Source organism: Pseudomonas wenzhouensis, from assembly GCF_021029445.1.
GTDB classification, from domain to species: Bacteria; Pseudomonadota; Gammaproteobacteria; order Pseudomonadales; family Pseudomonadaceae; genus Aquipseudomonas; species Aquipseudomonas wenzhouensis.
Genome location: NZ_CP072610.1, coordinates 2012357 through 2025909, shown reverse-complemented (window position 1 = coordinate 2025909; position 13553 = coordinate 2012357). Strand labels below are relative to the sequence as shown.

10 protein-coding genes and 1 pseudogene are annotated in these 13553 nt (G+C 62.7%); 8 read left to right on the top strand and 3 right to left on the bottom strand.

Going from position 1 to position 13553, the window contains the following annotated elements:
• Positions 1-134 precede the first annotated feature (134 nt).
• Both J7655_RS09325 and J7655_RS09320 read left to right on the top strand, forming a co-directional pair.
• Positions 135-1508 (top strand): MATE family efflux transporter, encoded by a 1374-nt coding sequence (locus tag J7655_RS09325; RefSeq protein WP_230927512.1) that lies wholly within the window; start codon positions 135-137, stop codon positions 1506-1508.
• A gap of 39 nt (positions 1509-1547) precedes the next feature.
• Positions 1548-2621 (top strand): DUF3080 domain-containing protein, encoded by a 1074-nt coding sequence (locus J7655_RS09320; RefSeq protein WP_230927511.1) that lies wholly within the window; start codon positions 1548-1550, stop codon positions 2619-2621.
• A gap of 90 nt (positions 2622-2711) precedes the next feature.
• On the opposite strand, the gene tusA is transcribed toward J7655_RS09320, so the two are convergent.
• Together tusA and rlmM are read right to left on the bottom strand one after the other, a co-directional pair.
• Positions 2712-2963 (bottom strand): sulfurtransferase TusA, encoded by a 252-nt coding sequence (tusA, locus tag J7655_RS09315; protein WP_147809841.1) that lies wholly within the window; start codon positions 2961-2963, stop codon positions 2712-2714.
• A 68-nt stretch (positions 2964-3031) separates the two neighbouring features.
• On the bottom strand, positions 3032-4087 hold the full coding sequence (gene rlmM / locus J7655_RS09310; protein WP_230927510.1) for a 23S rRNA (cytidine(2498)-2'-O)-methyltransferase RlmM: 1056 nt from the start codon (positions 4085-4087) through the stop codon (positions 3032-3034).
• A gap of 267 nt (positions 4088-4354) precedes the next feature.
• Between rlmM and acnA the strand changes: the two genes are divergently transcribed.
• The 5 genes and pseudogenes from acnA to tnpC all read left to right on the top strand — a co-directional run bounded on the left by acnA (position 4355) and on the right by tnpC (position 11636).
• Entirely contained in the window at positions 4355-7096 is a 2742-nt protein-coding gene (gene acnA, locus J7655_RS09305) for an aconitate hydratase AcnA (RefSeq protein WP_230927509.1), read from the top strand.
• A gap of 180 nt (positions 7097-7276) precedes the next feature.
• Positions 7277-8842, top strand: coding sequence for a methyl-accepting chemotaxis protein (locus J7655_RS09300; protein ID WP_230927508.1), 1566 nt, complete (start codon positions 7277-7279; stop codon positions 8840-8842).
• A 252-nt stretch (positions 8843-9094) separates the two neighbouring features.
• Positions 9095-9634: pseudogene (locus tag J7655_RS09295) on the top strand (IS30 family transposase); the annotation flags it as partial.
• 67 nt (positions 9635-9701) lie between these two features.
• On the top strand, positions 9702-10061 hold the full coding sequence (gene tnpB / locus J7655_RS09290) for an IS66 family insertion sequence element accessory protein TnpB (protein WP_230927507.1): 360 nt from the start codon (positions 9702-9704) through the stop codon (positions 10059-10061).
• Between the two features lie 18 nt (positions 10062-10079).
• Complete coding sequence (gene tnpC, locus J7655_RS09285) at positions 10080-11636, top strand: IS66 family transposase (protein WP_230927506.1); 1557 nt, start codon at positions 10080-10082, stop codon at positions 11634-11636.
• Positions 11637-11683: 47 nt separating this feature from the next.
• Here tnpC and csiR read toward each other — a convergent pair whose 3' ends face one another.
• Positions 11684-12376: a DNA-binding transcriptional regulator CsiR gene (csiR, locus tag J7655_RS09280; protein WP_230927505.1), complete on the bottom strand. Its 693-nt coding sequence runs from the start codon at positions 12374-12376 to the stop codon at positions 11684-11686.
• 170 nt (positions 12377-12546) lie between these two features.
• Here csiR and glaH point away from each other — a divergent pair, with 170 nt between their 5' ends.
• On the top strand, positions 12547-13524 hold the full coding sequence (gene glaH / locus J7655_RS09275; protein WP_230927504.1) for a glutarate dioxygenase GlaH: 978 nt from the start codon (positions 12547-12549) through the stop codon (positions 13522-13524).
• Positions 13525-13553: the final 29 nt, after the last annotated feature.

The following is a 13553-nucleotide window of genomic DNA, read 5'->3' as shown; positions in this document are numbered from 1 at the left end:
GCAGGTCGCCATTCTAAGTCAGCTGACACCTCAGCGTCGCCCACAGGCCGCCAGACAGAGGGGCAGATCGTTCTTTCCTGACCGCTGCGTCAAAGCGTAGGCTACGCGGTTTCCTGCTATCCCTAAGAGTCGACATGTCCACCGACACCCGCCTTGGCCGCGTGCGCACGGAACTGCGCAGCCTGCTCATCCTGGCCACCCCCATCATCATCGCTCAGTTGGCGCACACCGCCATGGGCTTCGTCGACACGCTGATGGCCGGGCGCGTCAGCCCGCAGGATCTGGCCGCCGTTGCGCTGGGCAACTCGATCTGGGTGCCGGTATTCCTGCTGATGACCGGCATCCTGCTGGCCACCACCCCCAAAGTGGCGCAGCGCTTCGGCGCCGGCGAGGAAGCTGCCATCGGCCCACTGGTGCGTCAGGCGCTTTGGCTGGCGCTGGCAGTCGGTGGCGGTGCCGCCGCCCTGCTGTGGAACGCCGAATTCATCCTGCGCATCACGAATGTCGACCCGGCGCTGATCACTCCGGCGATGGGCTATCTGCGCGCTGTGGCCCTGGGTTTCCCGGCTGTGGCGCTCTATCACGTGCTGCGCTGCTTCAGCGATGGCCTCGGCCACACCCGCCCGAGCATGGTGCTGGGCATTCTCGGCCTGCTGCTGAACATTCCCGCCAACTACATCTTCATCTACGGCAAGTTCGGCCTGCCGGCCATGGGCGGCGTCGGCTGTGGCTGGGCGACCGCACTGGTGATGGGCTTCATGCTGATCGGCATGCTGGTCTGGGTGAAGTGGGCGCCCTACTACCGCGCCAGCGCATTGTTCACCGGCTTCGACTGGCCGCAGTGGACGGTGATCAAGCGCCTGTTGAGCATTGGCGTACCGATTGGCGTGGCGGTGTTCGCCGAGTCGAGTATCTTCGCGGTCATTGCCCTGCTCATTGGCGGCCTCGGTGCTACCGTGGTCGCCGGGCACCAGATCGCGCTCAATTTCAGCTCCATGGTGTTCATGATTCCCTACTCGCTGGGCATGGCCGCCACGGTACGCGTCGGCCAGGCACTGGGCCGTGGCGAGCCGCGTGAGGCGCGCTTCGCCGCCGGTGTGAGCATGGCCGCGGCGCTGGGCTATGCCTGCATATCGGCCAGCCTGATGTTCCTGCTGCGCGAACAGATCGCACACATCTACACCCCGGACAAAACCGTGATCGCAGTCGCGGCCACGCTGATCGTCTATTCGGCGCTGTTCCAGTTCTCCGATGCCATTCAGGTGACCGCTGCCGGTGCGCTGCGCGGCTATCAGGACACCCGCATCACCATGCTGCTGACCCTGTTCGCCTACTGGGGTATCGGCCTGCCGGTGGGGTATGCGCTGGGGCTGTCCGACCTGTTCGGTGAACCGAGCGGCCCCAGCGGCCTGTGGCAGGGCCTGGTGGTTGGCCTGACCTGCGCTGCCGCGATGCTCACCGTGCGCCTGGCACGCAGCGCGCGCAAACGCATTCGCCAGGCCGCCTGAGTGATTGGATAGGCAGGCAATCAGCTCTAGACTGAGCAAATGATCCGACCTGCCCTACTCCTCTGCCTTACTCTGCTTGCCGGTTGTGGCCCAGCCAATGACGGCCTGGCCCTGCAGAGCGACTACCTCGAACGCCTGCAACGCTCGCTCGATGCAGCCGACACCCCTGCTTTCGACAGCCGCAGTGCCAGCCAGTATCGCCTGCCGCCCAGGCGTGAACGAATCAGCGAGATTCCCGAGCTGCGCATCAGCCTGCTCGATCTGGTGATCGATGCGCGGCGCTGCCCACACTTGCAGCAACTGATCAGCCAGCGCAACAGCAGCCTGGGCAAGCAATTGATGCCCAGTCAACGCCTGGGTTACGAAGGCGAGCTGCTACGCGCCCTGGATGCCTGCCTGCCGCATCTGCAGGACGACTCCAGCCTCAAGGCCACGCTACAGCGCCTGGCCAGCGACAAGCGCCAGCAACTGCAAGCGGTGTTCTGGAACGCCCTGAATGGCAGCCAGGAGTTCGAGCACTACCTGCGCTTCGCCGACCAGGCCCTGCCGGTGGATACCCAGGAAGACAGCGCCGCCCTCAATGCCCTGCAGCGGCTGGCGAGCATCGGTGCTAGCCTGCCGGAGCAACTGCCGCCGAGCGCCAGCGAGCTGGAGCCGCTGTTCTTCGCCCTCTACGCCAGCGAACAGGGCGGCCAGCTGATCACCAGCCTGGCCAGCCTGCGCCATACGCTCAATGCCGGCAGCGAACTGCTGGAACAACGCCTGCAGAATCGCCCGCTGTGCCCACTGGGTCAGGCGACGCCCCGCGGGCGCATCCTGCAGAATATCTTCGTCAAGTTCTACGCGGGCGGTCTGCAGCCCTACCTAGCGCAGGTCGACCAGCGTGGCCAGCAGTGGCAGGCGGCGCTGCTGCAGTTGCAGCGCATCGACGGCATCCCTCCAGCCACACGCGAGCACTTGCAGCGGCTGGCCGGCGAGCAGGAGTCGTTATGGCAGGAGTTCCGCGCCGCCACGGCGCGTCACGTCAAGGCCTGGCAGACGTTACTGAACAGCTGCGGCCTGGCACCGGGACAGGCAGGATGGAACAACGCTGAAAACGGTGCAGAGCCGTAGGGTACGCCGCGCACACCAATAACCACAGCTAAGACGGATCAAGGCACATCACCGGTGCGCACGGCGCACCCTACATGCGACATGCGTCGCCTAGTCGGCCTTCTTGCGAATCCAGTACAGGTAGGTGCCGTCTTCCTCGGCCTGGCCGAGCAGCTCGTGGCCGAGAAACACGCAGAACTTGGGAATATCACGACGGGTCGAAGGATCAGTGGCGATCACCTTGAGCAGACCGCCCGGCGCCAGGTCGCGCACCTTGTTGTGCAGCATCATTACCGGTTCCGGGCAGTTCAGGCCGCTGGCGTCGAGCAGGTCATCGTGATTGAGGGTCAGGGCTTCAGACATAAGGGGCTCCACGAACAAGCGCGCATTGTCGCGCAAAGCTGACCTTCAGGTCACCTGCGCGCAGACCATCACTTGCCATGCCGACGCAGGTGGCAGGTCACTTCCTCACGGTCGTGATACAGCTGCTTGCAGCCGATGCTGACCTTCAGGCCGCGCTCGACCAGCCCCGATTCGATGCGATCGAGCAGACGCCGCACTTCGGCATAGCGCTGCTTCATCGGCAGCTTGAGGTTGACCACCGCCTCGCGGCACAGCCCCTCGCCCAGCCAGGTCTCGATCATAGCCGCTGTGCGTGCCGGCTTCTCGACGATATCGCAGACCATCCAGTGCACCGGATGCCGTGGGCGGAAGGTGAAGCCATCAGCGCGCTGGTGCACGACGAAGCCGGAATACATCAGGCTTTCGGCCATCGGCCCGTTGTCCACGGCAGTGACGCGAATTTCCCGATTGACCAGTTGCCAGGTCCAACCGCCCGGTGCTGCGCCCAGGTCAACGGCGGTCATCCCCGGCGCCAGGCGTTGATCCCACTGTTCGCGCGGGATGAAATGGTGCCAGGCTTCCTCCAGCTTGAGCGTGGAACGGCTCGGCGCCTCGCGCGGGAACTTCAGACGTGGAATGCCCATCGGCCACATCGCCTGGTTGTCTGCCTCGGCGATGCCGGCGAACACCTCACGGCCGCTCTTGAAGGTCAGCAGCAGGCGTGGCTTCCTCGCATCGTCCACCAGTTTGCCGGCCTTGAGCAGTGCCTTGCGCAGCGGCGCCTCGAACTTCTTGCAGAAGGTCGAAAGTTCCTTGCCATCGTTGGTATCCACCACCTCCAACCACAGGCTGCCGCACACCGGATAATCAGCCAGGGCGTCGAGCAACACGCTGATACGGTCGCTTTCCGGCAGGCTGCCGTAGGCCCCACGTGCCCACTGCCGGGGGAAGATCAAATGGTTGAAACGCACGCTGCGCATCAGCCGCTCAGTATCGGCTGCTTCGCTGCAGACGAACTCGGCACAGGCGCTGTCAGGCTTGGTTTTGGAGTAGCCCGGCACGTCCAGACGTGCGGCAAGGTCGGCGATCTCGGCGCAAACCTTGCCTTCGAAACCGGGGCGGCAATGTAGAAACAGGGTATTCATCAGAGGGGCTCCTTGAGGCGCGCATGATACCCGAGACAGGAACCCCGAGCCGCTAAACCTGTCCAGTTACATATGCGCTGCCCACAAGTACGGCTCGGCAAACTGACCGCCAGCGAATGCGGTTCGGTAAAAACCGGCCCTCCCGAAACCGGCAGCGCGTCACAACCGATAAAGGATATGCGCTCGCCAGACCGCCCAAGCCGAACTAGCTTGAAGGTCTGCGCCATCAGACACAGCCCGAACCGTGCGGGCCCAAGGAGATGTGCAATGCCCTCCATCGATAGCCTGAACTGCCGCCGCGAACTGCACGTCGGCGATGCCACCTACCACTATTTCAGCCTGCCCGAGGCTGCCCAGCGCCTCGGCAATATCGACCGCCTGCCCAAGTCGCTCAAGGTGCTGCTGGAAAACCTGCTGCGCAACGAAGACGGCCAGACCGTGCAACCGCAGGACCTGCAGGCCATGGTCGACTGGCTGGACAAGCGCGCCTCCGACCGCGAGATCCAGTACCGCCCGGCGCGCGTTTTGATGCAGGACTTCACCGGCGTGCCAGCGGTGGTGGATCTCGCCGCCATGCGCGATGCCATGGCCAAAGCCGGTGGCGACCCGCAGCGGATCAACCCCTTGTCGCCGGTCGATCTGGTCATCGACCACTCGGTGATGGTCGACCGCTACGCTTCCTCCAGCGCCTTTGCCGACAACGTCGAACTGGAAATGCAGCGCAACGGCGAGCGTTACGCCTTCCTGCGCTGGGGCCAGCACGCGTTCGACAACTTCAGCGTGGTGCCGCCGGGCACCGGCATCTGCCACCAGGTCAACCTCGAGTACCTGGCGCGCACCGTATGGACGAAGGAAGAGGACGGCATCACCCTCGCCTTCCCTGACACCCTGGTCGGCACCGACTCGCACACCACCATGATCAATGGCCTCGGCGTACTCGGCTGGGGCGTTGGCGGCATCGAAGCGGAAGCAGCCATGCTCGGCCAGCCGGTGTCGATGCTGATTCCCGAGGTGATTGGCTTCAAGCTCAGCGGCAAACTGAAAGAAGGCATCACCGCCACCGACCTGGTGCTCACCGTCACCCAGATGCTGCGCAAGAAGGGCGTGGTGGGCAAATTCGTCGAGTTCTACGGCGACGGCCTGGCCGACCTGCCGCTGGCCGACCGCGCCACCATCGCCAACATGGCCCCGGAATACGGCGCCACCTGCGGCTTCTTCCCGGTGGACGAGATCACCCTCGGCTACCTGCGCCTGTCCGGCCGTCCGGATGCCACCGTGCAGCTGGTCGAGGCCTACAGCAAGGCCCAGGGCCTATGGCGCGAGCCAGGCGACGAGCCGCTGTTCACCGATAGCCTGAGCCTGGACATGGGCAGCGTTGAAGCCAGCCTGGCCGGGCCCAAGCGCCCGCAGGATCGCGTCGCCCTCGGCCAGGTTCACCAGGCCTTCGACGACTTCGTCGGCCTGCAACTCAAACCGGCGGCCAAGGAAGAAGGCCGTATGCTCAACGAGGGCGGCGGCGGTACTGCCGTCGGTGGCGACCAGCAGAGCGGTGGTATCAACTACGAAGACGACGGCCACACTCATCGTCTGCAAGACGGCGCCGTGGTGATCGCCGCCATCACCTCCTGCACCAACACTTCCAACCCCAGCGTGATGATGGCTGCCGGCCTGCTGGCCAAGAAGGCGGTGGAAAAAGGCCTGCAGCGCCAGCCCTGGGTGAAGAGCTCGCTGGCACCGGGCTCCAAGGTGGTCACCGAGTATTTCAATGCCGCTGGCCTGACGCACTATCTGGAGAAACTCGGTTTCAATCTGGTCGGCTACGGCTGCACCACCTGCATCGGCAACTCCGGCCCGTTGCGCGAGCCCATCGAGAAGGCCATCACCCAGGCAGACCTGACCGTCGCCTCGGTGCTCTCCGGCAACCGCAACTTCGAGGGCCGCGTGCATCCGCTAGTGAAAACCAACTGGCTGGCCTCGCCACCCCTGGTGGTGGCCTATGCCCTGGCCGGCAGCGTGCGCCTCGATCTGACCCGCGACGCCCTTGGCACCGGCAAGGACGGCCAGCCGGTGTACCTGAAAGACATCTGGCCGACTCAGGCCGAAATCGCCGAGGCCATCGCCAAGGTCGACACCGCCATGTTCCGCAAGGAATACGCCGAAGTCTTCGCCGGCGACGCGAAATGGCAGGCCATCGCCGTGCCCAAGGCCGACACCTACGCCTGGCAAAGCGACTCCACCTACATCCAGCATCCGCCGTTCTTCGAGAACATCGCCGGTGACCCGCCGCGCATCACCGATATCCGCCAGGCGCGCATCCTTGCCCTGCTCGGCGACTCGGTGACCACCGACCACATCTCACCAGCCGGCAATATCAAGGCCGACAGCCCGGCTGGGCGCTACCTGAGCGAGCACGGAGTAGACAAGGCCAACTTCAACTCCTACGGCTCGCGCCGTGGCAACCATGAAGTGATGATGCGCGGCACCTTCGCCAACATCCGCATCCGCAACGAAATGCTCGGCGGCGAGGAAGGCGGCAACACCCTGCACGTACCCAGCGGCGAGAAGCTGGCGATCTATGACGCCGCCATGCGTTACCAGGCCGAAGGCACGCCGCTGCTGATCATCGCCGGCAAGGAATACGGCACAGGCTCCAGCCGCGACTGGGCGGCCAAGGGCACCAACCTGCTGGGGGTCAAGGCGGTGATCGCCGAGAGCTTCGAGCGTATCCACCGCTCCAACCTGGTGGGCATGGGCGTGCTGCCGCTGCAGTTCAATCCCGGTACCGACCGCAACAGCCTGAAACTGACCGGCAAGGAAGTGCTGGCCATCGAAGGGCTGGAGGGCGTGGAGCTGCGCCCGCACATGCCGCTAACGCTGATCATCACCCGCGAAGACGGCCAGCACGAGGAAGTCGAAGTGCTCTGCCGCATCGACACCCTCAACGAAGTCGAGTACTTCAAGGCCGGCGGCATCCTGCATTACGTGCTGCGGCAGATGATCGCCAACTGAAGCAGTTGCCCTGCCGCCCCGCGCGGCAGGGCTCTGCCTGGAACCATGACAGCGCCAAGGGCGCGACATAAACGTGCCGTCCGTCATAAAGCGTTTACACTCGCAGCAAAACGGATTCGCCCTCAACTTCACCGCTTGTCGGCCGATTAAGAAAGGGCATAACAATGACGGACACTTGCCATGCGTAACAACCAGCCGGTCACCCAACGTGAGCGCACCTTCCCTGCGCAACAACGCCTGATCTCCACCACGGATCTCAAGGGACAAATCACCTACTGTAACGATGCCTTCGTCGACATCAGTGGTTTCAGTCGTGAAGAGCTGTTGCGCGCGCCACACAACATCGTGCGTCACCCCGACGTGCCGTCCGCCGTGTTCAGCCACATGTGGACGACCCTCAAGAGCGGGCTTCCGTGGATGGGTATCGTCAAGAACCGCAGCAAAAATGGAGACCATTACTGGGTCAACGCCTACGTCACACCCATCACCGAAAACAACCAGGTTGTGGGCTACGAGTCCGTCCGGGTCAAGCCGACCGCCGAACAGATACGTCGTGCCGAGACGCTGTATCGACGCATCAACACCGGCAAGTCTGCCGTGCCTGCCAGCAACCAGTGGCTGCCCGTCGTGCAGGCCTGGATGCCCTTCATCCTGGTCAGCCAGATCGGCTTTATGATCGGCCACTGGATGGGCAGCAACTGGGGTTTCATCCTCGCCGCCTGCCTGTCCGTACCGCTGGGCCTGGCCGGTATCGCCTGGCAGACACGAGGCACCAAGCGACTGCTGAAGCTGGCAGAGCAAACCACCTCGGATCCGCTGATCGCGCAGATGTACACCGACAGCCGTGGCGCCGAGGCGCGCCTGGAAATGGCCATGCTCAGCCAGGACGCACGCCTGAAAACCTGCCTCACCCGCTTGCAGGACACCGCCGAACATCTGACCCAGCAAGCGCGCGAAGCCGACAAGCTGGCGCACAACAGCTCGGCCGGCCTCGAACGCCAGCGCCAGGAGACCGAGCAGGTCGCCACCGCCGTCAACGAAATGGCCGCCACCACACAGGAAGTGGCCAGCAACGTCGCCCGCACCGCCATCGCGACCCAGGAAGCCAACCGCCTGACCAGCGAAGGTCGCAGCATCGCCGCCGAAACCCGCGAAGCCATTCAGCGCCTATCGCAATCGGTGGGTGACACCGGCGAAACCGTGACCCGCCTAGCCCGGGACAGCAGCGAGATCGGCGGCGTGGTCGACGTGATCAAAGGCATCGCCGACCAGACCAACCTGCTCGCCCTCAACGCCGCCATCGAAGCCGCACGCGCGGGTGAAATGGGCCGTGGCTTCGCCGTGGTAGCCGACGAAGTACGCTCACTGGCGCAGCGCACCGCCGAATCCACCGAACAGATCCACGGCCTGATCGCCAAACTGCAACGTACTGCCGAAGAGGCCGTACTGACCATGGAAATCGGCCGCAAACAGGCCGACGAAGGTGTCGAGCGCGTGCTGCAGGCCGATCAGGCGCTATCCGGTATCAGCGACTCGGTGGCCAACATCGCCGACATGGCCAACCAGATCGCCGCCGCCGCCGAGGAACAAAGCGCCGTGGCCGACGAAATCAACCAGAACATCACCACAATCGCCCAACTGTCCGACCAGACCGCCGGCGAAGCGCAAAGCACCGCCAAACTCAGCGAAGCCCTGACCAACACCGCACAGGGCCAATACGCCCTGGTCGAACGCTTCAACCGCTGAAACAAAATGCGCAGCGGTTTAACCGCTGCGCCTTTCTCCACCCTGCCCGCCGTCGTGTAATTGCCACTTCCCAGCGGTTATCCGACAGGGTGTATACCTACCGAACACCCCACCGACTCGCTGCAGGCCGCGGGATAGAGAAGAATCTTGAAAATGGCAAGGAAAATTGTCCACCAAAGCCACCCGCAGGTTATGCACGGCGGCGGCAAAAACTGAGTGCAACACCTGACCTTCCGGTACGGTGCTGCCCCTATGTCATATGCCGAACTCAGCGTTGAAGAGCACGCCACCATTCAAATCGGTCATGCCCAAGGCTTGGGCCTGCGCAGGATTGCTCGTCTGTTCAAGAGATCTCCCTCGACAATCAGTCGAGAGGTGCGCCGCAACCGAGATGTCCGTTGCGTTTATTCGGCCCGTTTCGCTCAACAACAGATGCAGGCCCGGCGTCAGGTATGCCGGCCGATGCGTAAGCTGTTGCCGGGTAGCGAGCGCTTTGAGTTGGTGGCCCATATGCTGCGTGAGCGTTTGTCTCCCGAGCAGATTGCCGGCAAGCTGCGCAGCATGAACATACCCAACCTCAGAGATGCCTACTTCTGTCGCGAGACGATCTACAACGCGATTTATGCCTTGCCCGTCGGCGAGCTGCGCAAGGAGCTGATCATCTGCCTACGCCAGGGTAAGACTGCGCGCAGACCTCGTACTGGCGGTGTAGACCGCCGCGGTCAGATATCCGATATGGTCAGTATTCATGTGCGTCCGCCAGAGATCGAAGATCGCCAGATGCCAGGACATTGAGAAGGCGATCTGATCAAGGGCAAAGCTGATGCTGCGCTCCCGATTAATTCTGGAGCCCGTGGTAATGATACGTCCCGACGCGAAAGTCGAAAAAGTCTATCTCTACCCCAAACCGGTGGATTTCCGAAAGTCTATCGATGGCCTGGCCGCCCTGGTCGAGTTGGATATCGAGGTCGCGGTGTTCGACCCGGTGCTGTTCGTCTTCCTCAACCGGGCGCGCAATCGCGTGAAGATTTTGTATTGGGAGCGCAACGGCTTTTGCCTGTGGCTGAAGCGACTGGAGGCTGAACGCTTCAAATCGCATCCAGAGCCCGGCGATGATGCCATCGTGCTGACAGCCCAGGAGTTGAACTGGTTGTTGGACGGTATCGACCTCTGGCGCAACCGGCCGCACCAGGTTTTGACCCCGCGATTCGTCACCTAAGCCGGTATAATCAACGGCATGATTTCCATGCCCGAAACCCTTCCTAATGACCCCGCCGCGCTTAAACAGTTGCTCGCTGGGGTGTTGTCGTCGGCGCAGGAATTAGCCAAGGACAAAGACGGGCAAATCGAACGCCTGCGTGAACAAAACGCGCTGCTGATCCAGCGCCTGTTCGGTCGCAAATCCGAGCAGAGCAGCGACCCGGATTCACCGCAGTTGGCGATGTTCAACGAGACCGAGGGCTTGGCCGAAGCGGCGCCTGAAGCGCCTGCCGATGAGGTCGAGGAGGCAGTCGTTGCAACGAGCACGCCTCGCGGTAAGCGCAAACTGTTGCCGGCCGAGCTACCGCGTGTCGAAGTCATCTACGAGCTGCCCGAGCACGAACTGACCTGCGAATGCGGTTGCCGCAAACAGGTGATCGGCGAGGAGACCAGTGAGCAGCTGGAAATCATCCCAATGCGGGTTCAGGTGATCCGCCATATCCGCAAGACATACGCCTGCAAGGCCTGCGAAACCGCCCCGGTCACCGCCGACAAGCCGGCACAACTGATCGAGAAGAGCCTAGCCAGCCCCAGCGTGCTGGCCATGCTGCTGACCACCAAGTATGTCGATGGCCTGCCCCTGCACCGCTTCGAAAGGGTACTGGCTCGGCACGGTATCGACCTCTCCCGGCAGACCCTGGCGCGCTGGGTGATCCAGTGCGGCGAGCAGTTGCAGCCACTACTCAACCTGCTGCGCGATCAGCTGCTGGACAGCCCGGTGATTCACTGCGACGAGACTCGTGTGCAGGTGCTGAAGGAGCATGGGCGCGATCCTGATAGCCAATCCTGGATGTGGGTGCAAACCGGTGGCCCACCAGGCAGGCCAGTGATCCTTTTTGACTATTCCACCAGCCGCGCGCAGGAGGTGCCGTTGCGCCTGCTGGCGGACTATCGCGGTTATTTGATGACCGACGACTACGCCGGCTACAACGCTGTGGCCGCCCGGGAAGGGATAGAGCGCCTGGCCTGCTGGGCGCATGCGCGGCGCAAGTTCGTCGAAGCGCAGAAAGTGCAGCCCAAGGGCAAGACCGGCCGGGCCGACGTGGCGCTGAACCTGATCAACAAGCTATACGGCATCGAGCGTGAGCTGAAAGAGGCCAACGATAACGAGCGACTGGCCGCCCGCCAGCAACGCAGCCAGCCGCTACTCGCCCAACTCAAGGCCTGGCTAGACAAGACCCGGCCGCAGGTCACGGCGCAGAATGCCCTGGGCAAAGCAGTGAACTACCTGGCCAGCAACTGGAGCCGGCTTGAGCGCTACGTCGAAGGTGGACATCTGCCGATCGACAACAACCGCGCGGAGAACGCCATCCGCCCGTTCGTTATCGGGCGCAAGAACTGGCTGTTCAGTGACACGCCCAAGGGGGCCACGGCCAGCGCGCAGATCTACAGCCTGATCGAAACCGCCAAGGCCAATGGCCAGGAGCCTTACGCCTGGCTGCGCCACATCCTCGAACGCCTGCCGACCGCCAATAGCGTCGAGGATTACGAAGCGCTGCTGCCGTGGAATTGCTCGCCAGTGAGCGCATCCTGACAGACCCGCTCCATCAGCAGTAGGTGGGGTTTATGGAGCGGTTACATCTAACCAGCCAGACCGCGTTGCCTCATCAAAGCAGTGATGATCGGCACGGGCCCGAGCAGGTGCTCACGCATAATGCGGCTGGCACGCACGGCATCACGCGCGAGGATCGCCTCGACCAAAACCGCATGCTCCTGACGCTTGGCTTGTAATGCCTGGTCGGAAAAGACCGTGTGCTGCAACCAGAGATGGCGATAGCGCTCAGCCTGATCGAACAGCGATGCACGCACTTTCAATAAGTGGTGTGAGCCGCAGCCTGCCACGATGGCCTCATGGAAGGCCTTGTGCCGGGCATCCCAGAGGCTGAGCATTTCTTCAGCGTTACGCACCTCGACAACCTTGGCCAGGGCATAGTCGCGGGCCAGAATCTCTGCTTCCCAACTGTCGTCGCCGCGCTCAATCGCCAGGGTCAGGAGCATCGCCTCCAGATGGGCACGGGCATCGTAGATGTCCGCCAGTTCTTGCAGCGACATGGCCGCAACACGGTAGCCACGCTGACTGATGGCCACCACCAGGTGCTCTGCCACCAACTGTGACAACGCTTCGCGCAACGGCCCAACCCCCAGCCCGTAGCGCTCCTTCAAACCACTCATCAACAACTTTTCGCCGGGCTTGAACAGCCCGCGAATGATGTCTCGCTTGAGCACGTCATAGCCACGCACAGCGGAGTTTTCCCGAGAAACTGGTGCTTGCATCTAAACAGCCCTTTTTTCATACCCCGCCATCATACCGAATCACGCCCCAAGAGCGGCTGACATCCGCGCGGACGGTTTTATTGACACATACTTAAAATGTCGATATTTTTGCACTTAGTCGAAATTAATCCGACCCCACACCGCCGCACTCCCCGCCTAGGAGAATCGCCATGACCCGTTTTGTTCCCGTCAAAGATCTCGTCGTTCCGCTGCCGCAGGAGCTCAAGGGTTTCACCCTCGAACCGAGCCAGTGCTCGCCGCGTCTGCTGGAATTGACGTTCCATCAAGCCACAATCGAAGCCTTCCTCACGGCGCTGGCCGATGTGCCAGTGCAGGCGCTTGAATACAAGTCGTTCTTGCGCTTTCACGTGGCCAAAGTGCTTGATGAATTGTGCGAAGGCACCCTGCAGCCGGTGCTGGTGAACACCCTGGTCGATCGCGGCACCGGTGGTTTGCTGATCAAGCCGACCGGACTGGACAACGTCGAGCAGGCCGAAGACATGGTGAAGCTGGCGACGGCCGTGGCCCACCTGTTTGGCCGCTCCAACTACGACGCGATGAGTGGCCAGTATTACGCTCGCTTTGTGGTGCAGAACGTCGATAACTCCGACAGCTACCTGCGCCAGCCACACCGGGTATTGGAACTGCACACCGACGGCACCTTTGTCGAGCAAGACACCGACTACGTGCTGATGATGAAGATCGACGAGCAAAACATGGAAGGCGGTAACTCCCTGCTGCTGCACCTTGATGACTGGGAGCACCTTGAAACCTTCAATAGCCACCCCTTGGCCCGTCGCGATATGCGCTGGAGCGCACCGCCCAGCAAGCGCGTTGACAAAGATGTGTTTCACCCGGTGTTCGACACCGACAACCAGGGCCGTCCGATCATCAGCTACATCGACCAGTTCGTGCAGCCGCGCAATTTCGAGGAAGGCAACTGGCTGACAGACCTGTGCCAGTCGCTGGAAAACAGCCAACACAAGATTTCGGTCGAAGTGCCGGTGGGCAGCTTCCTGCTCATCAACAACCACTTCTGGCTGCACGGCCGCGACCGTTTCACTGCGCATCCGGGCCTGCGCCGTGAGCTGATGCGCCAGCGCGGCTACTTCACCCACGCCAAAGTGCTGCGTAACCCGCGTCAGTAACGCTGCGGCCTTGACTTCCGCTGCTCTGT